The sequence below is a fragment of the Leclercia sp. 29361 genome (genome assembly GCF_011290365.1).
GTDB lineage: Bacteria > Pseudomonadota > Gammaproteobacteria > Enterobacterales > Enterobacteriaceae > Enterobacter > Enterobacter tamurae.
Window position 1 is genome coordinate 2,017,840 of sequence record NZ_CP049786.1, and the last position, 25,522, is coordinate 2,043,361.

A 25,522-nucleotide genomic window follows, 5' to 3' on the forward strand; every position below is an offset into this window, starting at 1 on the left:
AAACCCACTACACTAAAAGCAGGAGGACCTATGACCCTGTCTTTTACCGCGCACTGGCATGACGAATTACCCGGTTTTTATACGGCTCTGAAACCCACTCCCCTGAATAATGCCCGCCTGATCTGGCATAACACGGCGCTGGCCGCCGAACTGGCGATCCCGGACTCGCTGTTTAGCCCCGAGCAGGGCGCTGGCGTCTTTGGCGGCGAAACCCTGCTGCCGGGCATGCAGCCGCTGGCCCAGGTCTACAGCGGCCATCAGTTCGGCGTCTGGGCCGGACAGCTGGGGGACGGGCGGGGGATCCTGCTCGGCGAACAGCAGCTTGCCAACGGGCAAACGATGGACTGGCACCTTAAAGGGGCCGGACTGACCCCTTATTCACGGATGGGCGACGGGCGCGCCGTGCTGCGCTCGACTATCCGCGAAAGCCTGGCCTCAGAAGCCATGCACTATCTCGGGATCCCCACCACCCGCGCGCTGTCGATCGTGACCAGCGACACGCCGGTGGCGCGTGAGACTATGGAGCAGGGGGCGATGCTGATCCGCACCGCTCAGAGCCACGCCCGCTTCGGTCATTTCGAGCACTTCTACTATCGCCGCGAGCCAGAAAAAGTTCGCCAGCTGGCGGATTTTGTCATCAAGCATCACTGGCCGCAGTTGCAGGACGACGCCGATAAATACATCCTCTGGTTCCGGGATGTGGTGGCGCGTACCGCCTCACTGATCGCCAGCTGGCAGACGGTCGGCTTTGCTCACGGGGTGATGAACACCGATAACATGTCGATCCTCGGCCTGACGATGGATTACGGCCCGTACGGTTTCCTTGACGACTACCAGCCGGGCTACATCTGTAACCACTCCGACTATCAGGGCCGCTACAGCTTTGATAACCAGCCGGCAGTGGGCATCTGGAACCTGCAGCGTCTGGCGCAGTCCCTGTCGCCGTTTATCGATGTTGATGCCCTCAACGACGCGCTGGATGGCTATCAGGAGGTTCTGCTGCAGCAGTACGGCAAACTGATGCGCCGCAAGCTGGGGCTGATGACTCAGGAGAAGGGCGACAATGAACTTCTGAATACCCTGTTTGCGCTGATGGCACGGGAAGGCAGCGACTACACTCGCACCTTCCGTATGCTGGGGCAAACCGAGCAGCACAGCGCTGCCTCACCGTTGCGTGACGAGTTTATCGACCGGCAGGCCTTTGATGACTGGTTTGCGACTTATCGCACGCGTCTCCAGCAGGAGAACATCGCCGATGATGAGCGTCAGGCGCAGATGAATGCCGTTAATCCGGCAATGGTGCTGCGCAACTGGCTGGCACAGCGGGCGATTGAGCAGGCGGAGAAAGGGGATTACGCTGAGCTGCATCGGTTACACGAAGCCCTCCGGACGCCGTTCGCCGATCGCAGCGATGATTATGTCAGCCGCCCACCTGACTGGGGTAAGCGGCTGGAAGTGAGTTGCTCGAGTTAGGGCGCGAGAAACACCTGGGGGGTAGCGTTCAACGGATGCTGCCCCACATGCACCTGCGCCCCGTACCAGCGCGCCAGGTCATCGGCCTGCAGCACCGCCGGCGGCGTTCCCTGAGAGACAATTTCCCCCTCATGCAGGAGCACAATCCGGTCGGCCCATAAGGCGGCCAGATTGAGATCGTGCAGCACCACGCAGACGTGCAAATTCCTTTGCGCAGTCAACGCCTTCAGCAGCCGCAGCAGATGCTGCTGGTAGTAAAGATCCAACGCCGAGGTCGGCTCATCGAGAAACAACCAGCCCCGCGGTGCGCCGTCGCACCACAGCTGTGCCAGCGCCCGGGCGAGCTGAACGCGCTGCTGCTCTCCCCCCGACAGGGCCCCATACTGACGACCGGCCAGCGGCTCACAGCCGGTAAGCTGCATCACCTCGCTGACGATCTCCGGCTCAGGCTGCCCCGTCCAGGGGGCACGTCCCATCCCGATCACCGCTTCTACCGGCCAGTCAAAGCCCAACTGAGTTTGCTGGCGCATTACTGCCCGCTGGCGCGATAGCGCCTGGGTGCTCCACCCCGCCAGCGGCTTTCCGTTCAGCAAACAGCGCCCGGCATCCGGCTTAAGAAAGCCGGTTAACAGGCGCAGCAGGGTCGATTTCCCTGCGCCGTTGGGGCCGATCAGCGCCACCAGCTCGCCCCGGGCGAGCGACAGCGTGACGTCACGCACTACCGCCCGGTCTGCCACGCGATAAGACAAGTCTTCAGCAATGAAGGATTCACCCATGCTGACCTCCACGACGGAAAATTAGCCACAGGAACCAGGGGGCACCAAGAATGCTGGTCAGCAATCCTACCGGCATCTCCGCCGGGGCGACCAGCGTCCGCGCGGCGGTATCGGCGATCAGCAGCAGAAACGCCCCCGCCAGCACCGAACCGGGGATCACCGCCCGGTGATCGGAGCCCAGCCACATCCGCATCAGGTGCGGTACCACCAGGCCAATAAAACCAATCACTCCGCTGACCGCCACCGCAGCAGCCACCAGCAGGGCGCTGCACAGGAGCAACACACGCTGAACAAGCCGCACGTCGATACCCAAATAGTGCGCTTCCTCCTCGCCCAGTTGCAGCAGATTCAGGGCTGATGCCAGCCGCCAGATCACCAGCACGGTGGGGATCATCAGCGAGGTGACCGCCAGCAGGGTGGACCACTGGGCCTGGCCGAGGCTGCCCATTCCCCACAGTGAGAGCTGGCGCAGCTGGGCGTCATTGCTGACCCAGGAGAGCACGCCCACCGCCGCGCCGCACAGGGCGTTAATGGCGATCCCCACCAGCAGCAGCCGCGAGAGCGAACTCTCCCGCTGCTGGCTGAGCAGGAAGATCACGATTGTTGCCGCCAGCGCGCCGAGAAAGGCCGCCAGCATCGGGGCGTAAAGCATCAGCAGGGCGGGAAGGGTTATCGGCAACACCACCCACAGCGCGACGGCGCAGGCGGCACCGCTGCTGATCCCCAGCAATCCGGGATCGGCGAGGGGGTTGCGGAACAGCCCCTGCATCACACAGCCCGCCAGCGCCAGCGAGCCGCCAATCACCAGCGCCAGCAGCACCCGGGGCAGGCGAATGGTGAGCCAGATCTGGCGCAGCGCCTCGTCACTGTTGCTCCACAGCAGGGTCACCGGCAGGCGCAACGCGCCAAAACCGGTGGCCAGCAGCGTCATCACCGCCAGAACCATTGCCAGACCCCACAGGGAATAGCCGATCCGGCGAGGCATCAGGGCAACTGCCCGGCTTTGCTGCGCAGCTGCCCGATGGCCTGCGGGGTGCGCACGCTAAACCCGAGCAGCGCCATATCGTCAATCTGCAACACCTGTTTATTACGCCCGGCCGGGGTTTGCGCCAGACCTGGCAGCTTCCACAGATTCGCTTCTCCGCCCATCGCCTTTACGCCATCCTGTGAAATCACCACCAGATCGGGCTGGCTGGCAATCACCCCTTCCTGGGAGAGCGGCTGATAGCGGGAGAACCCCTGCATGGCGTTTTGCAGACCGGCCGCGCGGATCGCCGCATCAGCACCGGTATCCTGCCCGGCGGCCATAGCGGTCATCCCGCCGTGGTTGAGGATAAACAGCACCCGCTTATTGATCGGTGAGGTGGGCAGTGCGGCCAGCTCCTGCTGCAGGCGCTGGCGCAGGGCTTCCCCTTGTGCAACGCGGTGCGTCGCCTGGGCCACCACCCGCACTTTCTCGTCGATTACGCTGAGGGCGTTACTGCCCGGCACCGTCACCACATTAACCTGACTCTGCCCGACCTGTTTCAGGGCCAGAGACGGCTGCGCCTGGGCGCTGGCTAACACCAGCGTAGGGCGCATCGCCAGGATCCCCTCGGCATTGAGCTGGCGCAGGTAGCCCACGTCCGGCAGGGCGGTGACCTGCTCCGGCCACTGGCTGGTGCTGTCGCGCGCCACCAGCGAACCTTCGGCCCCCAGGGCGTAGACAATTTCCGTCACGTCGCCGCCGAGGGCAACGATCTTCTCCTGCGCGGCGCCAAAGGCGGCCAGCGGGAGCGCGACAAGGACGGCGAGCAGTTTTCTCATGCGGCCAGCCCTTTTACCGTCAGGGCGTCGATCTGCGAACGCCACTGGCTCTGTTCAGGCTCGCCTTCCGTGCGCTGACCGTACAGCTGGGCGATCTGGGTCCCGTCGGCGGCAAAGAGTTCGAGGCTGGTGACATGGCCATCGGCGGTGGGTTTGCGCGTCACCCAGCTTTCGGCGATGGTCTCCTCCAGCAGATGCAGGGTAAAGGCCGGGTTGAAGATGTTCAGCCAGCCCTTCATCGGCACCACTTTCTCGACCGCGCCGGTAAAGATCTGCACGCAGCCGCGGTTGCCGACGAAAATCATGATTTCGTTGCCATCCTCACGGGCGCTGTTCAGCAGCCGGGACAGGGCGCTGTTATCCACCTGACAGGCCAGATCGTCGCCCACCAGGCGGAACGCCTGCTGGCGGGTCAGGCTGTGGCGCTTCAGCAGGCCAAAGAACTGATGCACGTCGGTCATGGCGCGCCACTCGCTGTCCACCGTTGGCGCATCAGCGCTGGCCACGTTGACTGCCGGATCGGCAGCTTTCAGCGCCAGCGGCGGGTTATCGGCAAAGATAAAGCGCGACAGTAGGTCGCCCCAGGCGGAGACGTCGGTGTTATCGGTGGTGTAGACCTTCAGCAGGGCATCGCCCTGATGGTCGAAAAACTGGATGCTCTGACGTTCGCCGCGGGCGGTGGTCTCGGTGATATGAAACGCGCTGGCCCACTGGTGGAGGAACAGACGCAGATCCAGGGCGCGCGGGTTGAGTACCAGTCCGGCGTGGCCATTCAGGTGCTGATGGGTAAAGGTGCCTACCTGCTCGTGGACCGCGTATTGGTTACGGCAGATGCATTTGGTTTCACCCACGGCTTCCAGCGCGCCGAGGATCTCGCGGATTTCGCCGTGCAGACGCCATGCATCGTGGCTTACCCGGGCCCAGGTCAGTTCGGCTTCGCTGATGTTCATCAGGGCCGCGATATCACGCGCGTATTTCCCGGGATTCTGTTCTTTTAGTTCAAGCCAGCGTGTGTAGTGATTCATTGTCTCTTCCTTCGGGATAAATGCCCCGGCAGAACCGGGGCAGGGTAATTACCACTGATAACTCACGAAAATCTTGCCGTTGCGGCCATCCTGCGGGATGCCCTGCGGAGACCAGTACTCTTTGTCGAAAGCGTTGCCGAGCACCAGGGTGGTGGTCACACCTTTCAGCGCCTGCTGCCCCTGATAGCTGACGTAGAAATCATTCACCGCGTAGCCCGGCTGGTGGCTGTAGCTGCTGCTCACGTGGGTGGAACGATCGGCGAAGGTGCCGATCCAGCCGACGCTAAAGCCGCTCTGCGCCAGCGGGACATCCAGCTTGCTGGAGACGGTGTCCGGGCTGATGCTGGAGATGTACTCGCCGGTGTCGCTGTCTTTGCCGCGGGTGCGGTTATAGGCCAGGTCGAGGTTGAACAGGCTGGCGGAGTATTTCGCCATCAGGTCCCAGCCCCAGATTTTGGCGTTCGGCACGTTGTAGGACATGGTGGTCGCAGCGGCAAAATCGACGGTGGTGGAGATGTAATCTTTGGCATGGGTATCAAAGTAGCTGGCTTTGAACTCCAGTGCATCGTTTGCCAGCAGTAGATCGTCAAAGCGCAGACCAAACCCGTACTCCTGGGTTTCGTTAGTTTCCGGGCGCAGGTTTGGGTTCGGCACCCAGTAGTTGGTGTAGAACCGGCCAATGGAGAAATGTTTGGCGTCGTTATACATTTCGCCCATCGTCGGGGCGCGGAAGGCCTGGGCATAAGAGCCGAACAGCATCAGCCAGTCCGCGGGGGAGACGGTGATCCCGGCGCGGGAGGACCATTTATCGGCGTCCACATCGTCATAGCCATCGCTGCTGCCGCGGTAGTTATCGTAGCGGGTACCGCCCAGCAGGGTGATTGGCAGATCGCGCAGGGTGATCTCATCCTGGATCCAGCCGGAGCTGAAATCGATGCTCGCATCCGGGAAGCCGGTGGTGGCACCGGACGGCTCCTGCTCCTGACGGTAATACTCGCCGCCGTAGGTCAGCAGGTGCGAGGCGAAGGAGTCGGCGAACAGGCGGGTGCGGTTCTCCACTTTGCCGCCTTTGGTGGTCTGCTGGCGGAATTCACCGCTGCCGTCGATATTCTGGGCATTGATACGCGCTTCAGACCAGTAGAGGCGGGCATCGGCGTTCAGCCAGTCGTTGCCTGCCGGGGCGAGGTGATACCCGAGCTGCACATCCCGCTGAATGGTGGAGCGGTCGGTCATCGGATTGCTGCTGTCGTCCGCCTCGATGGTCTGCGGGTTTTTCGGCTCCTGCGCGGCGTTGTTGTAGTAACGCAGCGAGCCGCTCAGGGACTGGGCCTGATCCATCTGCCAGCTGCCTTTCGCCAGCATATTGTTGATCGATTCGTCATTCGGCGCGGTACCGCCGCCGCCCTGGCGGATATCTCCGCGATCCCTGCTCGACCAGGCCACCAGACCATCGAGGGTGTCGGTACGGCCAAAGGCGCTGGCCCCCATGCCGAGGCTGTGATCGCCGGTGGCGGCGGTACCAAATACGCGGTAGCCGCTGGTTTGTCCGGCCTGGAGCAGATCTTTCGCGTCGGCGGTGTCATAGGCGATCACCCCGCCCATCGCGCCGCTGCCGTACAGCAGGGCAGACGGCCCGCGCACGATCTCAATCCGCTTGATCAGCGCCGGGTCGAGGAAGGTACTGTTCAGGTGACCGGTATCGGTGCCCTGACGCACGCCGTCCACCAGCACCAGTACGCCGCGACGATCGTATCCGCGCAGATTGACGTCCTGGCCGTTGGTGCGCCCGGTGCCGTCAAGGGTCAGGCCGGGCACGTGGCGCAGCAGATCGGCGGCGGAGCTGGCGGTTTGATTTTCCGGGTCGGTAGCATCAATGACGCTGACCATCATCGGGGCTTCAAAGGCGCTGCGGGCATTGCCGGTGGCGGTAACGGTCATGTCGTCGGTGGCGGCAACCGCCGCTCCCGGCAGGGCACTGACAATCGCCAGCGCCAGCAGCGACGGGCGTAAAGACGCGGTATTCAGGTATGGCATGAGCCACTCTCCATTTAAAAGTGAAAAGCGCTGGCTGCCTGGGGGAACCTGGGTGGCTGGCGGGGGGGAACTTATTTTGTGAGGATCAATTTTCCGGCATGTGTCTGACGCAGCAGGTAGTGCTGGCCGTCATGCTCAATTATGACGCGGCCTTCCTCGCCCAACAGCTGTTTACTGTCGATGCGACGGTCGGTTGCGCCTGGGGCAGGCTGTGTTTTGTCTTCAGGACGAGTGAGCGTTGCTGCAGTGTTATCCATACGTGACATAATGTTTTTCAAAATAGCAATCAATGTAACAATGATAATCATTATCAACAAATCGATTTTGACGGCAAGCGTTTTATGAAAAAACAGTGAGGTGGGAATGGTGCGGCCTGGGAAAAAGCCGGGTAAGCGAAGCCGCCACCCGGCATAGCTTTTAAAAACGACTGTCAACTGCAGAGGCAAGTTTATCCAGCAACACCTCGGTATCTTCCCAGCTCAGGCAAGGGTCGGTAATCGACTGGCCGTAGGTGATGGGCTGACCGACCACCACTTTTTGCGTGCCTTCGCGCAGGAAGCTTTCGGCCATGATCCCGGCGATAGCGGTTGAGCCGTTGCGGATCTGCTGGCAAATCTCATCGCAGACGTCCAGCTGACGGCGGTGCTGTTTCTGGCAGTTGCCGTGGCTGAAATCCACCACCAGCTGCTCGGGCAGGTCGAACTCACGCAGGGTATCGCAGGCTTCCGCCAGATCCTGAGAGTGATAATTCGGCTGTTTGCCGCCGCGCATGATGATGTGCCCGTACGGGTTGCCGCTGGTCTGATAGATAGTCATCTGACCGGTTTTGTCCGGAGACAGGAACATATGGCTGGCCCGCGCGGCGCGGATGGCGTCCACCGCGATACGGGTATTACCGTCGGTACCGTTTTTAAAGCCCACCGGGCAGGAGAGCGCCGAGGCCATTTCACGGTGGATCTGGCTTTCGGTGGTGCGGGCGCCAATGGCCCCCCAGCTAATCAGATCGGCGATAAACTGTCCGGTCACCATATCGAGGAATTCGGTGGCGGTAGGCACGCCCAGCTCGTTGACCTGCAGCAGCAGCTTGCGCGCCAGCTGAATGCCGTGATTCACCCGGTAGCTGCCGTTCAGATCGGGATCGGAGATCAGCCCTTTCCAGCCCACCACGGTGCGCGGCTTTTCGAAGTAAGTGCGCATCACGATTTCCAGACGGGAGTGGTGTTTATCCCGCAGTCCCTTCAGGCGCTGGGCGTAGTCCATTGCGGCATCAAGGTCGTGAATAGAGCAGGGGCCAACAATCACCAGCAGGCGGCGATCTTCCCCGTTAAGGATTTTTTCAATACGTTTGCGTGACGTTGTCACGTTTTCTGCCACTGCCGCAGAAACAGGGTACCGCTGGGCCAGTTCAGCTGGCGTGACCAGACTATCGATACGCGCTGTGCGGAGTTCATCGGTTTTATTCATGGTATTTCTCAGAATGTAGTGCTTCATCGGTAGCTTACCGGGAAGTGATGGGCATCACCTTAAACCAATCCCCGCTGAATTCAAGTGCAGGGCACCTGCGTGCCCTGTGATGGTGTGGGAGTATAAAGGATTATGGACTTGTGTACTAGCCTGTTAGTACATGCGGCGATTGAGGCCCATAATGTCGAGAATTTTGGTGGCGATCTCTTCTACCGAATAGTTGGTACTGTTCAGCCACGGAATGTTGTTCTTGCGGTACAGGGCTTCGACTTCGGCGACTTCCAGACGGCACTGGCGCATTGAGGCGTAGCGGCTGTTCTCCCGGCGCTCTTCGCGAATCGCCGCCAGCCGCTCCGGGTTAATGGTCAGGCCGAAGAGCTTATGCTGCAGGGGTTTCAGCGCTGCCGGGAGGACGAGATTGTCCATGTCGTCGGCAATAAAGGGGTAGTTCGCCGCGCGGATCCCGAACTGAAGCGCCAGATAGAGGCTGGTGGGGGTTTTACCGCAGCGCGAAACGCCGAGCAGAATGACCTGGGCCTGATCGAGATTACGCATTGAGATACCGTCATCGTGGGCGAGGGTGTAATCAATGGCGGCGATACGGGCGTCATACTTGATGATATTCGCCGGGTTCAGGCCGTGGGTGCGGTGTGCCACCGGGGTCGGGTCCAGCTTCAGCTCCTGCTGCAACGGGGCCACCAGCGCCTGCACGATATCCTGACAGAAGCCTTCACTTTGCAGAATGATATTGCGGATTTCCGGGATCACAATTGAGTAGAACACCAGCGGACGCTCACCGGTCTGCTGGAAAATGGCGTCAATTTGGTCTTTCACCGCTCGGGCACGGCTCTCGTTTTCCACGAACGGCAGCGTGATGCTGTTGATAGAAACCGGGAATTGCGACATCACCGCATGGCCCAACACTTCGGCGGTGATTGCCGTACCATCGGAAATATAAAAAACGTGGCGATCGACAGCATTATCCATTTTGCACACTCTGTATATCAGATGTAATTGACTGAAAGCATAAATTAAAAAAGTAAAATACAACAGTCAACGCCGGACGGAAATTAAAAATGAAACGCTATTTTTATTTTTAATGAAAGGGGTGTTTCATTTTTAAAAATCACCCTAAAGTCTGAGTTTTTTTGTGGGATTCCATAAGAATCATCAGGTTAGGATTTAAGCGGGAACAGTCTGAAAAGCTAAAAAATAAAAGTGCTTACACGATTCACCGTTTTTTTAGCGCGAATAAATATGACAGTATAAATACGCAGTAAGGAGTTTCTTAAAACCCGTTCATATATCACAAAAGGATTGTTTCGATGTCCAACAATGGCTCGTCACCGCTGGTGCTTTGGTATAACCAACTCGGCATGAATGATGTAGACAGAGTTGGAGGCAAAAATGCCTCCCTGGGTGAAATGATTACGAATCTGTCCAGTATGGGTGTCTCCGTACCGAATGGATTTGCGACTACCGCCGATGCCTTTAACTATTTTCTGGACCAAAGCGGCGTAAACCAGCGCATTTACGAACTACTGGATAACACGGACATTGATGATGTCTCTGAGCTTGCAAAGGCCGGGACCCAAATCCGCCAGTGGATCATCGATACACCTTTCCAGCCTGAACTGGAACAAGCCATTCACGACGCCTATAACCAGCTCTCTGCTGATGATGCGCAGGCCTCCTTTGCCGTGCGCTCCTCTGCCACCGCAGAAGATATGCCGGACGCCTCGTTCGCCGGGCAGCAGGAGACCTTCCTCAACGTGCAGGGCTACGATGCCGTGCTGGTGGCAGTAAAACATGTGTTTGCCTCCCTGTTTAACGACCGCGCGATCTCCTACCGCGTGCATCAGGGTTATGACCACCGCGGCGTTGCGCTGTCGGCTGGCGTGCAGCGCATGGTGCGTTCGGATCTGGCCTCGTCAGGCGTGATGTTCTCTATTGATACCGAATCGGGTTTCGATCAGGTGGTCTTTATCACCTCCGCCTGGGGTCTGGGCGAGATGGTGGTGCAGGGCGCCGTTAACCCGGACGAGTTCTACGTTCACAAGCCAACTCTGGCAGCGGATCGCCCGGCTATCGTGCGTCGCACCATGGGCTCGAAAAAAATCCGCATGATCTATGCTCCGACTCAGGAGCATGGCAAGCAGGTGCGGATTGAAGATGTGCCGCAGGAGCAGTGTGACCGCTTCTCGCTGACCGATGCCGAAGTGCAGGAGCTGGCGAAGCAGGCGGTACAGATCGAGAAGCACTATGGCCGTCCGATGGATATCGAATGGGCCAAAGATGGCAACACCGGCAAACTGTTTATCGTCCAGGCGCGCCCGGAAACCGTGCGTTCCCGCGGTCAGGTGATGGAGCGTTATACGCTGCATGCCCAGGGCAACATCATCGCGGAAGGCCGCGCCATCGGCCACCGCATCGGCGCTGGCCCGGTGAAGGTGATCCACGACATCAGCGAAATGAACCGTATCCAGCCGGGCGACGTGCTGGTGACCGACATGACCGACCCGGACTGGGAACCGATCATGAAAAAGGCGGCGGCGATTGTCACCAACCGTGGCGGGCGTACCTGTCACGCAGCGATCATCGCCCGCGAGCTGGGTATCCCGGCCGTGGTGGGCTGCGGTGACGCCACCGAGCGCATGAAGGACGATCAGAACGTGACCGTCTCCTGTGCCGAAGGCGATACCGGCTACGTCTACGCCGAGATCCTCGACTTTAGCGTGAAGAGCTCCAGCGTGGACACCATGCCGGACCTGCCGCTGAAGATCATGATGAACGTCGGCAACCCGGACCGCGCCTTTGACTTCGCCTGTCTGCCAAACGAAGGCGTTGGCCTGGCGCGTCTGGAGTTCATCATCAACCGCATGATCGGGGTTCACCCGCGCGCGCTGCTGGAGTTTGACGACCAGGATCCGAAGCTGCAGAAAGAGATCCGCGAGATGATGAAGGGTTACGACTCGCCTAAAGAGTTCTACGTTGGCCGTCTGACCGAAGGGATCGCCACTCTGGGCGCAGCCTTCTACCCGAAACGCGTCATTGTGCGTCTTTCTGACTTCAAATCTAACGAATATGCCAACCTGGTGGGCGGCGAGCGTTATGAGCCGGAAGAAGAGAACCCGATGCTGGGCTTCCGCGGCGCCGGTCGTTACGTCTCTGACAGCTTCCGCGACTGCTTTGCGCTGGAGTGCGAGGCGGTGAAACGCGTGCGCAACGAGATGGGGCTGACCAACGTCGAGATCATGGTGCCGTTCGTGCGTACTGTCGATCAGGCGAAAGCGGTTGTCGACGAGCTGGCCCGTCAGGGGCTGAAGCGCGGCGAGAACGGCCTCAAAATCATCATGATGTGTGAGATCCCGTCCAACGCCCTGTTGGCCGATCAGTTCCTGGAACACTTCGACGGCTTCTCTATCGGCTCCAACGATATGACGCAGCTGGCGCTGGGTCTGGACCGTGACTCTGGCGTAGTCTCTGCGCTGTTTGATGAGCGTAACGAGGCGGTGAAAGCGCTGCTGTCGATGGCCATCCGCGCGGCGAAGAAACAGGGTAAATACGTTGGCATCTGCGGTCAGGGACCTTCCGACCATGAAGACTTTGCTGCATGGCTGATGGAAGAGGGGATCGACAGTCTGTCCCTGAACCCGGACACCGTGGTGCAGACCTGGCTGAGCCTGGCGGAACTGAACAAGTAACGTCACGTTTCTGCAACGCATAAAGGCGAGGACTTCGGTCCTCGCCTTTTTTATTCAGAGCGCACTAACCCGCTGTAATGACGAGTTTTTCTTTATAGTTGCCGAATTCTGGATAAAAAAAAGCCCACCGTGGGAGGCGGGCAAAGACTACACACAGCAATTCGTTGTTTCACTCAGGGGATTTCCATGCTTATAAATCAAGGTGTTGTTGATTCATAACCGTGACCTAATAGTAGGCATGGTGAATTTTTGCGTCGATCAGATTTGTCTCAATAGTTTAAAGAAAGTGAAGATTTTATGAGGGGAATGAGGCAATTGCAGATAAAAGCGGGTTAAGCCGCGCTTAAGGGAAATCCAAATGATAAGTGACGCTTAACATTCTGGTGGGCGAACCCACCAGAACGGGGGAAATTACTTTCTCAGCTCACGCTCGTCCTGAAGCCTCTGGAGCAGGACATCCGGGTCAGTTGGCGGGAGCGGCACTTCCTGCACCCATGCAGAGAACAGACGCCAGGAGACCGCCAGCAGCACAGGCCCGATAAACAGACCGATCATCCCGAAGGCAATCAAGCCGCCAATAACGCCGGAGAGGATCAGGATTAACGGCAGGTCGGCACCCATCTTGATCAGGATTGGGCGGATGACGTTATCCATCGTGCCCACCACGCAGCTCCAGACCAGCAGCACCGTGCCCCAGGTGGTATCTCCGCTCCAGTAGAGCCAGACAATCGCCGGGACCAGCACCAGTAATGGACCCAGCTGCATCAGACAGGTTAACAGCATTAGCACTGTAAACAGGGTGGCGTACGGCACGCCGGCAATCGCCAGACCAATCCCGCCGAGCACCGACTGCACCAGCGCCGTTACCACCACGCCTAACGCCACCGCGCGCACGGCCTGCGCCGCCAGCAGCATCGCCGCATCGCCACGGGCCGACGCCAGACGTGTCGCAAAGTGACGAACCCCGAGCGCCACCTGCTCGCCGCGCCAGTAGAGCAGGGCGCTGAACAGCAGCATCAACACGCAGTGGACCACAAAGCGGCCCAGGTGTGCGGCGGTACCGACAAACCAGGTGGTGGTTGCGCCAATGTAGGGCCGCACTTTTGCCATGATCGCGCTGCCGCCCATGTCCAGCAGGTTATGCCAGCCGGCATAGAGCTTATCGCCAATCAGCGGGATGTCGTTCAGCCAGTCCAGCGTCGGGAGCGTCATCTCCCCGCTGGTGAAGTTAGCGATCAGCGGACCGCTGCCGTCCACCAGGCTGTTAACGAGTAAGGCGATAGGAATAACAAACAGCAGCACCAGCAGCAGCGTCATTACCAGCACGGCCAGCGCACGGCGACCAAACAGCAAACGCTCCAGCCGGAGAAACAGCGGCCAGGTGGCGATCACCACCGTCCCCGCCCAGGCGAAGCCAAGTATGAAGGGTTGAACAATCCACAGACACGCAATAATCATGATTGCCAGAAACAGCACCGACAGCAAAACTTGTGCAACGTCCCTGGGCTGGTGTCGATTGACCATAGTTGAAATTTACCTTTGAAATACACCGGAAAGGCCGGTGAGAACAGGAAACCGCATCACTCTAATCATTAGTGATTTCAGCGATTTTTAACAGGCTGATTCTGCCTGTAATTCTGTCGGGCGCATATGAATAAAATGTGATACAAAATGTGAGATACAACGCAAACGATTATCTACAACAATTCAGATGGGGCAGGGTCGACAGTAATGATCCCACAAATTTCTCAGGCACCTGGCGTCGTTCAGCTGGTGGTCAATTTTTTGCAGGCTTTGGAGCAACAGGGTTTTACCGGCGATACCGCCACCAGTTATGCCGACAGGCTGACCATGGCGACCGACAACAGTATCTACCAGCTACTTCCCGATGCCGTCGTTTTTCCCCGTTCTACCGCTGATGTGGCCCTGCTGGCCCGTCTGGCCTCCCAGGAGCGTTTCGCTTCGCTGATCTTTACCCCCCGCGGTGGCGGCACCGGCACCAACGGCCAGGCGCTGAACACCGGCATCGTTGTCGATATGTCCCGCTATATGAACCGCATCATCGAAATCAACCCGGAAGAGGGGTGGGTGCGGGTAGAAGCCGGGGTGATCAAGGATCAGCTCAACCAGTATCTGAAGCCCTACGGCTACTTCTTTGCCCCGGAGCTCTCGACCAGTAACCGCGCCACCCTCGGCGGGATGATCAACACCGACGCCTCGGGTCAGGGCTCGCTGGTGTACGGCAAAACCTCCGATCACGTCCTCGGCGTGCGGGCGGTGCTGCTGGGGGGCGATATCCTTGATACCCAGCCCGTGCCGGTCGAACTGGCCGAGACGCTCGGCAAGGACAACACCACCGCCGGGCGCATCTACCGCACCGTGCTGGAGAGCTGCCGTGATAACCGTCAGCTGATTATCGATAAATTCCCGAAACTGAACCGCTTCCTGACCGGCTACGATCTGCGCCACGTCTTTAATGACGACCTGAGCCAGTTCGATCTGACCCGCATCCTGACCGGTTCCGAAGGCACACTGGCCTTTATCACCGAAGCGCGTCTCGACATCACCCGACTGCCAAAAGTGCGCCGTCTGGTGAACGTGAAGTACAACTCCTTTGATTCCGCGCTGCGCAATGCCCCCTTTATGGTGGATGCCCGCGCGCTGTCGGTTGAAACCGTCGACTCGAAAGTGCTCAACCTGGCGCGGGAAGATATCGTCTGGCACTCGGTCAGCGAGCTGATTACCGACGTGCCCGACAAAGAGATGCTGGGCCTGAATATCGTTGAGTTTGCCGGTGATGACGCCGAACTCATCGAAAGCCAGGTCGATGCCCTGTGCCAGCGGCTGGACGAGCTGATCGCCCGGGGCGAGGGCGGAGTGATTGGCTGGCAGCTGTGCAACGAGCTGGCCGGTATCGAGCGTATCTATGCGATGCGTAAAAAAGCGGTGGGCCTGCTGGGTAACGCCAAAGGCGCAGCCAAGCCGATCCCCTTTGCCGAGGATACCTGCGTTCCGCCGGAACACCTTGCCGACTACATTGTGGAATTCCGCGCCCTGCTCGACAGCCACGGCCTGAGCTACGGCATGTTCGGCCATGTCGACGCCGGGGTGCTACACGTTCGTCCGGCGCTGGACATGTGCGATCCGGAGCAGGAGATGCTGATGAAGGGAATCTCCGATGAGGTTGTCGCGCTCACCGCGAAGTACGGCGGTCTGCTGTGGGGCGAGCACGGGAAAGGGTTCCGCGCAGAGTACAGTCCGGCCTTCTTCGGCGAGGCGCTGTTTGGCGAGCTGCGCAAAATTAAGGCGGCCTTCGATCCGCATAACCGCCTCAACCCGGGTAAAATCTGCCCGCCAGCGGGCGTCGATGCCCCGATGATGCAGGTGGACGCGGTTAAACGCGGCACCTTCGATCGCCAGATCCCGATTGCGGTGCGCGCCTCCTGGCGCGGCGCGATGGAGTGTAACGGCAACGGCCTGTGCTTTAACTTCGATGCCAAAAGCCCGATGTGCCCGTCAATGAAGATCACCAGCAACCGTATCCACTCCCCGAAAGGGCGTGCGACCCTGGTGCGCGAGTGGCTGCGTCTGCTGGCCGACCGCGGCGTGGATCCCCTGGCGCTGGAGAAAGAGTTGCCGGAAAAACGCGCCAGCCTGCGCACCCTTGTCGAACGCATCCGCAATAGCTGGCATGCGCGCAAAGGGGAGTACGATTTCTCCCACGAAGTGAAAGAGGCGATGTCGGGCTGTCTCGCCTGTAAAGCCTGCTCCACCCAGTGCCCGATTAAGATCGACGTGCCGGAGTTCCGCTCGCGTTTCCTGCAGCTCTATCACAGCCGTTACCTGCGCCCGGTGCGCGATCACCTGGTGGCGACGGTTGAGAGCTATGCCCCGCTGATGGCCCGCGCACCGAAGACCTTCAACTTCTTTATCAACCAGCCGCTGGTACGCAAGCTGTCCGAAAAGCATATCGGCATGATTGACCTGCCGCTGCTCTCCACCCCGTCCCTGCAGCGTCAGCTGGTGGGCCACCGCTCCGCCAATCTGACCCTGGAGCAGCTGGAAGCCCTGAGTCCGGAGCAAAAAGCGAAAACCGTGCTGGTGGTGCAGGATCCCTTTACCAGCTATTACGATGCGCAGGTGGTGGCTGACTTTATTCGCCTGGTCGAGCGGTTAGGCTATCAGCCGGTACTCCTGCCGTTCTCGCCGAACGGTAAAGCCCAGCACATCAAAGGATTCCTCAATCGTTTCGCCAAAACGGCGCAAAAAACCTCTGACTTCCTCAGCCGGGTGGCGCTGCTGGGAATGCCGATGGTCGGGGTCGATCCGGCGCTGGTGCTCTGCTATCGCGACGAGTACAAGCAGACCCTCGGCGACAAGCGCGGCGAATTCCACGTGATGCTGGTGCATGAATGGCTCCCGACGATTGTCGATGCGCAAACCGCCCAGGAGACCAGCGGCGAATCATGGTATCTGTTCGGCCACTGCACCGAAGTGACCGCGCTGCCGGGCGCACCTGCCCAGTGGGCGACGATCTTTGCCCGCTTTGGTGCGAAGCTCGAGAGCGTCAGCGTCGGCTGCTGTGGCATGGCCGGGACCTACGGCCATGAGGTGGTGAATCATAAAAACTCGCTGGGGATCTATGAGCTCTCCTGGCACCAGGCGATGCAGCGCCTGCCGCGCAATCGCTGTCTGGCGACCGGCTATTCGTGTCGCAGCCAGGTCAAGCGCGTCGAGGGTAGCGGCGTGCGCCATCCATTGCAGGCCTTACTGGAGATTATGGGATGATCTGGAAACGTGCGGTGACCCTTCAGGCGTTAAACGCCATGAGCGACGGGAACATGGTGGGGCTGCTGGACATTCAGTTTACCCGCATCGGCGAGGATGAGCTGGAGGCGACCATGCCGGTGGACAGCCGTACCCATCAGCCCTTTGGCCTGCTGCACGGCGGCGCGTCAGTAGTGCTGGCCGAAACCCTGGGCTCGGTGGCGGGCTATCTCTGTACCGAAGGGGAGCAGAAGGTGGTAGGGCTGGAGGTGAATGCTAACCACATCCGTTCCGTGCGCAGCGGGCGGGTACGCGGTGTATGTCGCGCGCTGCATACCGGCGGGCGGCATCAGGTGTGGCAGATTGACATCTTCGATGAACAGCAGCGTCTGTGCTGCTCCTCGCGGCTGACCACCGCTGTGGTATAAAACGAAAGGCCGCGACAGCGGCCTTTTTTCTTTTCTATCTTGTTGAAATTTCAGCGCTTCCTGGCGGGCAGCAATTTATGTTAATTCGCGCCTCAAAGTTTATGAGACTATTCCTATGCTCCTTCAAGAGCTAAGCCAGTACGAGTGCCGGAGATAAGCGCCGGATGGAGCAAGAAGCCCTTAAGATTACCTTTGGTAGTCTTAAGGGCTTTCTTTTTGGTTCAATACTTAGCCGGAAGCTTGTTAATTTTAATCAGCTTGCCTTCTTCCATCTCAACATATCCGCCCGCTTTCAGATCGGCAAGAATACGCATCACGCCGCTGCGTGAGAGCTGTGTTTTATCCCGGATATACCTCTCAGCCGTCACCCTGGCGCGGAAACTCTCCTCTTCCTTCATGAGTGCCAGAAGCTGATGACGAATTAGCTCGTAAGCCGTGGGGGTACCCTGGGGCATAATTTCGTTATAAAGGCGGTTATAAAGAAACATCAAATGTCGGGAGACCAGTCCCCAGAGCATATGTTCTTTAAACACATGGTTGGCAGCATCCGTGGTAAGAATGCCAATTTTACAGGGCTTAATCGTTTTGAAGTAGTCGTCAAAGTAGATATCCGTCAGGTTTGCCAGACCGAAAACCGCAGGGCTTTTGGCGGTAGAAAGCAACATATCATTGCTTTTTCGATATAACGCAATCCCGCCGTCAAGGATCAGATAACACATCGCCTGTCCGTTGACCATAAAATCGAACCGTTCTCCCCGCTGGACGTCGTGCAGCGTCGCATAGGGTTGCAGATGAGTAATAAGCTCCTGCGAGTAGGGCGATCCATGCTGAACCGCACCGGGAGTCAGATCGGGTAATGACATTTTCTGGCCTGCTGACGTAAGGTAACGTGATGAAGGTGATTATAGCGCCAGCCAGCGTTACTGAACCCGTTGCCGTGCTGCTGTTATCAATATTTTTGCGGCAAATGGTGGATATCAAGCAGCACGCCACGCTGCATGGCGATATAACCCCCGGTTCGCAGTTCTGAAAGTATGCGCATAATACCGCTTCGGGAAAGATAGGTGCGGCTTTTAATATAGGCTGCAGCTGTGGTATTTAGCCTGACGGCTTCTGGCTCTTGTAATAACTCCACTAGCTGCAGCCGAATAATGTCGTAAGCGGATAACTGCGCGATCTGCGAACAATGCTCATACACTCGCGATACCGCGTAGATTAACAATTTCGCAAAATGTTCCCACAGCCCTTCATTGGTGACGATTTGATTGAATAATTCCATCGGAAGGCGTGCAACCTCGGATGTTTCCAGCGCCCGGGCGTATAAATGTTCTGAGCAATACTGACTACTGACGCCAAGAATAAACGGAGCGGATTCGGAGTTCAGTACAACGCTGTCGCCACGACGATGTAACGCCACGCTGCCGCTTAATAACACCAGGCATTGTCTGATGTCCGCTTCATAGTATTGCACTATGTCGCCTTTATTAATCGTCATCCTTTCGGTGAAAGGCAGGACATAATTCATCAGCTTGTTTATGTCTGTAAAGGGTTTTAAAGCCTGACCACTTTTCATGGGATCGGTATTTATTGTCACCATTCTGGTATTCATCAGGGAACCTCAATCTTACTGGCATTGTTGTCTACGTCTTACACAACGTAATTATCTTAGAAACCATTCATATAGGGAATATCAGTGGCGGGTCTAAAAATAGACCGAACGTATTAATCAGTGGTTAATAACCTGATCTGCAAAGAATTTCTTCTTATAGTCTATTTATGGACCGGGAGAGATAGGGCCAGCACTATTCAACAAAGCCTTGATCGTCTCGCCGTTGCAACGTGAAACCTCTCTCTTTGAGCCTGTCAAAAGCGGTCATTGCAAAGTCTACAATTAGACTGAGAAATAATTTGAGTTTGGTGAGCTCATTATATAGATTGACGAGCTGTGGGCATAAATTGAACAGCATCTGGGTTGTGTGGCAGCGCAGTTTACTATTTATGCTTGCAATAATGGACCTAATAAAAGGGCGCGAAAATAGAAAAAGGTAACCAATGCCTTACGGATTCGGCTGCCCACAAAAGGGTGATAATTAAAAGCAATGAGGAATAACTCTATGAAAAAAAATATTCTGACTATGGCATTTTCAGCTCTGGCAGTCGTTTCTTCTTCCGGCGCCTTTGCGGCGGCAGGAACGGTCAACTTTGCTGGAAATATTCTGGACTCAGCCTGTGATGTGGCTGTGGCATCACAAAATCAGACCGTGGTGTTAGGCGATTTTTACAGAACTGAGTTCCCGGGGGTTGGAGCCAAAACAGCCGCAAAAGGCTTCGATATTGTATTAAAAGATTGTCCACCTTCCGTCACAACGGCAAAAGTGCGTTTTGATGGTACGCCAGATACAACCAATGCCAGCTTACTGGCCATCAACAACTCCGTGGTGGGGGCCGCTACGGGTGTGGCGATTAACCTGATGACCGCCGATAAAAGCGATCTGCCCCTGCATGGTAATAATAACTACAGCTACGTACTCAGCAGCGCCCAGGATAATGTTCTGAATTTCTATGCGCAGTATATTTCGACAGCGTCAGGCGTGACGGCGGGGCCGGCAAACTCAGTCGCTAATTTCTCTATTGTTTATAACTGATCTCCCGTCGGATATCAGATGGGGCCGGATCCCGGCCCCGGTTTTATTGAGGTAAAAAAATGAACTTTCTTCGCAACATTTTGCTTGTTGGTCTAATGATGGCGGGTAGTACTGCTGCACAGGCAGGTATCATTATAGGCGGAACACGCGTCATTTTTGATGGCAGCAAAAAAGAAGCCTCGCTCAGCGTAAATAATCCGGATGATTCGCCTTATCTGGTGCAGTCATGGATAGATATGCAGAGTGAGGGGGGCGGGAAAGTGCCTTTTATTATTACGCCACCGCTTTACCGCCTTGATAAAGGCCAAAAAAATATCGAACGCATTGTATTGACCGGAACATTACCTCAGGATCGGGAGAGTTTATTCTGGCTGAATATTAAATCAATTCCTTCAGCCACCACCGCGGTAAACTCACTACAAATTGCCGTAAAAAGCCGAATTAAACTCATCTATCGTCCTGCAGGATTAAAACGTTCAACACCAGAGGAACAGGCCAGTAAATTAGTCTGGCGGCGGGTAGGAGATCGCATTCAGGTTACAAACCCTACGGATTACGTCATGAATTTTAATGAAATCACGGTGGGCGGAAAACAACTTCAGAATGTCTCGTGGGTACTACCTCATTCAACGGCCACCTTACCTTTACCCTCGCAGGTCAGTAACGGTGCAGTGGTATTTAAAATCATTAATGACTACGGCGGTGCAGGGGATGCGCATACGGCAAGCCCGTGAGAATTGATGCCGTGAAGTGTCATATTCAGGGAGCGACATTAAATGACGACCAGGATATATGCATTACATCGTCTGGCATGGATCCTTATTCCACTGGCTGGCTTAGCAAATGACACAAAGGCGCGTGAGTTTTTTAACCCCGAGTTGATTGAAATTGATAATCCCGGCATCGATAAGGCCGATTTATCCGGCTTTGAAACCGGTTCGCAGGCTGCGGGTACTTACCACGTTGATATTGTTATTGACGATCGGCTGATGGATACGCAGGACATCGCCTTTAAAAAAGTGAAAGACAGTCACGGTGATGAGTACCTTGAACCCTGCCTGAGCGTGGAACAGCTTCGGCAGTGGGGAGTAAGAACGGAGCGTTTTCCTCAGCTGGGTAAGCCCGATACAGAGTGCGCCACGTTGACGGCCATACCGCAGGCCAGCACCGACTTTCAGTTTGCCAGTCAGCGCCTGATCATCAGCATCCCGCAGGCGGCACTGTCGATGCAGGCGAGAGGCTATGTGCAACCTGCGCTTTGGGATGAAGGCATCACCGCCGCCATACTCAATTACAACCTGAGCGGGGCGAATAACGTCGGAAAAAACAGTGACCATGCCAACAGTCAATACGCGAACCTGCGTCCAGGCATCAACGTCGGCCCGTGGCGCTTGCGAAATTACACCACCTGGGCACGTGATGACGTGGGCCGGTCGCAGTGGGATACGGTCTACACCTGGGCTCAACGGACTATCATCCCCCTGAAATCCCTGCTTACTCTGGGAGACAGTACCGCACCGGCAGATGTTTTTGACAGCATGCCCTTTCGCGGCGGGCAGTTGGCCTCTGACGATGACATGTTGCCGGATTCGCTCAAAGGTTATGCACCGGTAGTCCGGGGGATCGCCCGCACCAATGCGCAGGTAGTGATTCGCCAGAATGGTTATCAGATTTACCAGAGCTATGTCGCCCCAGGTGCCTTTGAAATTACCGATATGTATCCGACCGGCGGCGCAGGGGATCTGGATGTAACAATTAAAGAAGCCGATGGCAGCGTGCAGCATTTTACCGTGCCATTCGCCTCTTTACCGGTACTGCAGCGTGAAGGGCAATTGAAATATGCCGTGACAGGCGGGCAGTATCGTTCCTGGGATCACCGCGTCAACCCGACCCCGTTCGGACAACTGACCGCGATCTACGGTCTTCCTTATGGCCTGACCCTGTATGGCGGTATTCAGGAGGCGAGTAAATACCAGTCTCTGGCTATCGGTATGGGTAAAAATATGGGGGATTTCGGCGCACTTTCGGCTGATGTCACCCAGGGCTGGTCCACCCCGCACCAGATGCAAAAAGTGAACGGTCAGTCGTGGCGGGCGCGTTACAGTAAAAATTTTGCTGGCACCGGAACGCAATTTGCTATTGCCGGGTATCGCTACTCCACGAATGGCTATTACGGCATGCAGGAGGTACTGGACTCGTGGGGCAACGACAGTGCGCTCAGCGAACGACGTCGCAACCGCGCAGAGTTGACGATGAGCCAGACGCTGGGGAATAACCTGGGATCGATGATGTTCAGCGCAGTCCGGGAAGATTACTGGAACGCCGGAAAAACGAAGACTTCATGGAACCTGGGCTACAACAACTTCTGGCGTAACGTCAGCTATGGACTGACCTATACCTGGAGTGAAAATGGCAGCACCGGTTCGACCAGCAGTGGCGGGCGTTATGATAAAGATCGGATGTTGTCCTTTAATGTCAGCGTTCCGCTGGCGAGTTTCCTGCCGCAGACGTGGGCGAATTACGGCGTTACCACCAGTAAAAACAGTGGCACGACGCATAATATTGGCGTGAACGGCACGGCGCTGGAAAGCAATGCGCTGAGCTGGAATGTGCAGCAAGGTTATGGCACCAATAATGTTGGCTATACCGGCAATATCAACGGGGATTATAAAGGCACTTACGGCGAGGCAACGGCTGGTTACAGCTATGACCAGCACAGCGAACGGCTGAATTACGCCCTGCAGGGCGGAGTGGTGGCCCATGCTGATGGCATCACCTTTTCTCAGCCGCTGGCAGAAACCAACGTGCTGGTTAAAGCCCCAGGTGCGGCGGGAATCGGGGTGCAGAATCAGTCCGGGGTTAAAACCGATTATCGGGGCTATACCCTGATTGGCAATATCACTCCGTACCGGAAAAACGATATCTCATTATTGACCGAGACGTTGCCCACCGATGTCGAACTGGAACAGACAGTGAAAACCGTGCTCCCCACCCGGGGCGCAATCGTTCGTGCCGATTATGTAGCTAACGTCGGGCTTCGGGTACTGATGACGCTCACTCAACAAAATGGCAGACCCGTTCCTTTTGGTGCGATGGCAACAGTAGCTGGCGCAGGGCATTCGGGCTTTATTGTGGGCGATGCCGGACAGGTCTATTTATCCGGTTTACAACCGGACGGGAAATTAACGGTGAAATGGGGCGAAGGGGAGAACCAGCGCTGCCAGACTCACTATACGCTCAATATAAAGCAAGCGGGCGGCGATATTATTCATGCTGCTTCTGTATGTTATTAATCTTTCATTGTGTGGATTAACAAATGCGTATTATCAGGCTCATATTACTGCTGGCAGGGATTGTTTTTCCGCTCTACAGCTTTGGGTGTGATTACACCTCGATTGGATCTCCCTATAGCGTGAATTACGGCAATATTATCGTTAATTTAGGCGATATACAGGCAAAAAATATGGCCACACCGGGTTCGTTATCCACTCCGGTTCCCTTCACGCTCTCTTTTTCCCAATGCCCGGAAGGAACACGTAGCGTAACAACAACCTTTACCGGCACTACCGACCCGGTCGCAGGAGGCGATTATTATAAAAATAGCGGTTCAGCGGAAAATATTGCGCTAGGCATTATTGAAACCCGTACCGGGAATATAAAGGGCTCCGGGCAAAGTATTACCCAAACTGTCGCAGCCGATCGCACATTATCAATGGCCATGCAGGCCGTGACCTATTCGCAGGCTGGCGGGGTTACGCCTGGCACAATAGCTGTCGCTGTTGCGGTGACATTACAGTACAACTAAGGCAAGAGGAGATCGTAATTGAAGATTAATGTGCTATTGAGGGGTTTTGATGCGCTTTATTGCCATGGGTTGAAAACCTTTATCGTCGATTATTTCAGGATGAATTTCTCTTACGAAACTCAAATTACTACCAATTTTAGCCGTGAAAATATCAGTCGCGCCGATATCATTGTCCTCTCTCTCTGTGCTGGCGAACCCTTTCTTTGTTCGCCTGAATTACTGGCCCGCAAGCAGGGGGGAATTATTGGTGTAATCAACGATCACACCACGACTCCGAAAACCTTGCCGATCTGTTTCAGTGATATGATCTTCATTTCACGCTATGCTTCTCTGGCCGATTTTCAGCAGGTATTGGCCAGAGCACTGGAAGCCTTACACAGCAACGATGCGGGTACCCGTAACCGTTCCTGTTCCGCTTGTCAGCATAAAGGCTTATCGCGTAAGCAGACAAGAATTATGGCCAATCTGTATCTGGGAAAACCGGTGATGAAAATTGCTGACCAATTAGGGATTAATTACAAAACCGTCTGTGCCCATAAATATAACATCATGAAAAAATTCGCACTGCATAGCGATTATCAACTGTTGGCGCTATTAACTAAAATGGCACAAAAAAATTGCCGACCAAATCTGTTACGTGACTATCTGAACGAAGGATAGTGAGACACAATAAAGGCCGCTTCTGCGGCCTTTATTGTGAGGTCAGTAATCCATTTCCACCGACGGTGCCGGTCCTCTGTTCGATGATCAGTAATCGTCTCTTACATCCTGCATGGCAGACACAATAACCAGACCCGTAATGACCCCGGCAAGGATGGCGACTATCAATAGTGCAGTAAGCATATCCCCCTCCTGATGCTGGTCCTGTATGACAAGGATAGCGCACCCGAAGGCCCTCCATCGCCAGTGCCCCAGCCCTTTCAGAATACGCTTACAGGTATGAGCAGCCGCGTCGGCCAACTCCCTATCTCAAAAATAGGCATTTTCTATACATATTTTGCATTTATCCCATTCAGCCGCGAATAACGGGGAAATAACGCTTTTTATCAGTCGTTTAAGTAAATGTGATCAACCCTGTTAACCCCCGTAGCAGGGTCTATGCTTAATGAAAGTAGCCAAAAAGGGCGGTTCAGCCGAATGCCCCTGCAACTGAGGGGTTGAAGTGATAATCATTATCACTAACATGGTGTTATGCCCTGAGGGCGCACTACAAGAGGTGGATATATGCAACAGCATTCAGAAACATTTGATCCGACGGAATTTGCGTGGCGTGGATTGTCGCTAACACCTGCCGCAGCGGCGCATATTCGCGAGCTGGTGAGCAAGCAGGCGGGCATGCTGGGCGTGCGGTTAGGCGTTAAGACGACCGGGTGCGCCGGTTTTGGTTATGTACTGGATACCGTCAGCGAACCGGCTAAGGACGATCTGCTTTTTGAGCAGGACGGCGCCCGACTCTATGTCCCCTTGCAGGCGATGCCGTTTATTGACGGTACCGAAGTGGACTACGTGCGCGAAGGCTTAAACCAGTTATTCAAATTCAATAACCCGAAAGCCCAGAACGAATGCGGCTGCGGCGAAAGTTTTGGGGTATAGGC

General features: G+C 56.4%; 21 protein-coding genes and 1 other RNA gene. 10 read left to right on the forward strand and 12 right to left on the reverse strand.

Annotation, left to right across the window (positions count from 1 at the left end; genetic code table 11):
- Window positions 1–30: 30 nt before the first annotated feature.
- The gene (selO, locus tag G7090_RS09610) at window positions 31–1,473 is read left to right on the forward strand and encodes a protein adenylyltransferase SelO (protein ID WP_166182237.1); all 1,443 of its coding nucleotides are present in this window, start codon (window positions 31–33) and stop codon (window positions 1,471–1,473) included.
- Here selO and G7090_RS09615 read toward each other — a convergent pair.
- The 8 genes from G7090_RS09615 to G7090_RS09650 all read right to left on the reverse strand — a co-directional run bounded on the left by G7090_RS09615 (window position 1,470) and on the right by G7090_RS09650 (window position 9,565).
- Window positions 1,470–2,249 carry a heme ABC transporter ATP-binding protein gene (locus tag G7090_RS09615; RefSeq protein WP_166182238.1) on the reverse strand — a complete coding sequence of 260 codons (780 nt, stop codon included), beginning with the start codon at window positions 2,247–2,249 and terminating at the stop codon, window positions 1,470–1,472. The genes selO and G7090_RS09615 overlap by 4 nt on opposite strands.
- Window positions 2,242–3,234 carry an iron ABC transporter permease gene (locus G7090_RS09620; protein WP_166182239.1) on the reverse strand — a complete coding sequence of 331 codons (993 nt, stop codon included), beginning with the start codon at window positions 3,232–3,234 and terminating at the stop codon, window positions 2,242–2,244. The genes G7090_RS09615 and G7090_RS09620 overlap by 8 nt, the downstream gene beginning before the upstream one ends.
- Window positions 3,234–4,055: a hemin ABC transporter substrate-binding protein gene (locus tag G7090_RS09625; protein WP_166182240.1), complete on the reverse strand. Its 822-nt coding sequence runs from the start codon at window positions 4,053–4,055 to the stop codon at window positions 3,234–3,236. Before G7090_RS09625 ends, G7090_RS09620 begins: the two co-directional genes overlap by 1 nt.
- Window positions 4,052–5,080, reverse strand: a complete 1,029-nt coding sequence (gene chuS / locus G7090_RS09630) for a hematinate-forming heme oxygenase ChuS (RefSeq protein ID WP_166182241.1) — start codon at window positions 5,078–5,080, stop codon at window positions 4,052–4,054. Before chuS ends, G7090_RS09625 begins: the two co-directional genes overlap by 4 nt.
- Window positions 5,081–5,128: 48 nt before the next feature.
- A complete protein-coding gene (locus G7090_RS09635) occupies window positions 5,129–7,114 on the reverse strand; it encodes a TonB-dependent hemoglobin/transferrin/lactoferrin family receptor (protein WP_106993647.1) in 1,986 nt (661 codons plus the stop codon).
- 71 nt (window positions 7,115–7,185) lie between these two features.
- Window positions 7,186–7,422 carry a hemin uptake protein HemP gene (hemP, locus tag G7090_RS09640; protein ID WP_181247255.1) on the reverse strand — a complete coding sequence of 79 codons (237 nt, stop codon included), beginning with the start codon at window positions 7,420–7,422 and terminating at the stop codon, window positions 7,186–7,188.
- 109 nt (window positions 7,423–7,531) lie between these two features.
- A complete protein-coding gene (gene aroH / locus G7090_RS09645) occupies window positions 7,532–8,578 on the reverse strand; it encodes a 3-deoxy-7-phosphoheptulonate synthase AroH (protein WP_106993882.1) in 1,047 nt (348 codons plus the stop codon).
- A 153-nt stretch (window positions 8,579–8,731) separates the two neighbouring features.
- Window positions 8,732–9,565 carry a pyruvate, water dikinase regulatory protein gene (locus tag G7090_RS09650; protein ID WP_142489193.1) on the reverse strand — a complete coding sequence of 278 codons (834 nt, stop codon included), beginning with the start codon at window positions 9,563–9,565 and terminating at the stop codon, window positions 8,732–8,734.
- A gap of 338 nt (window positions 9,566–9,903) precedes the next feature.
- Between G7090_RS09650 and ppsA the strand changes: the two genes are divergently transcribed.
- Window positions 9,904–12,282, forward strand: a complete 2,379-nt coding sequence (gene ppsA, locus G7090_RS09655; protein ID WP_106993649.1) for a phosphoenolpyruvate synthase — start codon at window positions 9,904–9,906, stop codon at window positions 12,280–12,282.
- A gap of 112 nt (window positions 12,283–12,394) precedes the next feature.
- Here ppsA and rprA read toward each other — a convergent pair.
- Together rprA and ydiK are read right to left on the reverse strand one after the other, a co-directional pair.
- Window positions 12,395–12,505, reverse strand: an RNA gene (gene rprA / locus G7090_RS09660) — antisense sRNA RprA.
- 188 nt (window positions 12,506–12,693) lie between these two features.
- Complete coding sequence (gene ydiK / locus G7090_RS09665; RefSeq protein ID WP_106993651.1) at window positions 12,694–13,806, reverse strand: AI-2E family transporter YdiK; 1,113 nt, start codon at window positions 13,804–13,806, stop codon at window positions 12,694–12,696.
- 207 nt (window positions 13,807–14,013) lie between these two features.
- Here ydiK and G7090_RS09670 point away from each other — a divergent pair, with 207 nt between their 5' ends.
- Window positions 14,014–17,070 (forward strand): FAD-binding and (Fe-S)-binding domain-containing protein, encoded by a 3,057-nt coding sequence (locus G7090_RS09670; protein WP_166182242.1) that lies wholly within the window; start codon window positions 14,014–14,016, stop codon window positions 17,068–17,070.
- Complete coding sequence (gene menI, locus G7090_RS09675) at window positions 17,067–17,477, forward strand: 1,4-dihydroxy-2-naphthoyl-CoA hydrolase (RefSeq protein WP_106993653.1); 411 nt, start codon at window positions 17,067–17,069, stop codon at window positions 17,475–17,477. Before G7090_RS09670 ends, menI begins: the two co-directional genes overlap by 4 nt.
- Window positions 17,478–17,698: 221 nt before the next feature.
- Here menI and G7090_RS09680 read toward each other — a convergent pair whose 3' ends face one another.
- Window positions 17,699–18,340, reverse strand: coding sequence for a winged helix-turn-helix transcriptional regulator (locus G7090_RS09680; protein WP_166182243.1), 642 nt, complete (start codon window positions 18,338–18,340; stop codon window positions 17,699–17,701).
- Window positions 18,341–18,426: 86 nt separating this feature from the next.
- Window positions 18,427–19,086: a helix-turn-helix domain-containing protein gene (locus G7090_RS09685; protein WP_166182244.1), complete on the reverse strand. Its 660-nt coding sequence runs from the start codon at window positions 19,084–19,086 to the stop codon at window positions 18,427–18,429.
- A gap of 505 nt (window positions 19,087–19,591) precedes the next feature.
- On the opposite strand from G7090_RS09685, the gene G7090_RS09690 reads away from it, so the two are divergent.
- The 6 genes from G7090_RS09690 (at window position 19,592) to sufA (ending at window position 25,520) form a co-directional block, all read left to right on the forward strand.
- The gene (locus G7090_RS09690) at window positions 19,592–20,122 is read left to right on the forward strand and encodes a fimbrial protein (RefSeq protein WP_166182245.1); all 531 of its coding nucleotides are present in this window, start codon (window positions 19,592–19,594) and stop codon (window positions 20,120–20,122) included.
- Window positions 20,123–20,181: 59 nt separating this feature from the next.
- Window positions 20,182–20,856: a molecular chaperone gene (locus G7090_RS09695; RefSeq protein WP_166182246.1), complete on the forward strand. Its 675-nt coding sequence runs from the start codon at window positions 20,182–20,184 to the stop codon at window positions 20,854–20,856.
- Window positions 20,857–20,898: 42 nt separating this feature from the next.
- Window positions 20,899–23,415: a fimbria/pilus outer membrane usher protein gene (locus tag G7090_RS09700; protein WP_166182247.1), complete on the forward strand. Its 2,517-nt coding sequence runs from the start codon at window positions 20,899–20,901 to the stop codon at window positions 23,413–23,415.
- Between the two features lie 23 nt (window positions 23,416–23,438).
- Complete coding sequence (locus G7090_RS09705; RefSeq protein ID WP_166182248.1) at window positions 23,439–23,927, forward strand: fimbrial protein; 489 nt, start codon at window positions 23,439–23,441, stop codon at window positions 23,925–23,927.
- Between the two features lie 18 nt (window positions 23,928–23,945).
- Window positions 23,946–24,587: a LuxR C-terminal-related transcriptional regulator gene (locus tag G7090_RS09710; protein ID WP_166182249.1), complete on the forward strand. Its 642-nt coding sequence runs from the start codon at window positions 23,946–23,948 to the stop codon at window positions 24,585–24,587.
- A 564-nt stretch (window positions 24,588–25,151) separates the two neighbouring features.
- On the forward strand, window positions 25,152–25,520 hold the full coding sequence (sufA, locus tag G7090_RS09715; protein ID WP_106993654.1) for a Fe-S cluster assembly scaffold SufA: 369 nt from the start codon (window positions 25,152–25,154) through the stop codon (window positions 25,518–25,520).
- Window positions 25,521–25,522: the final 2 nt, after the last annotated feature.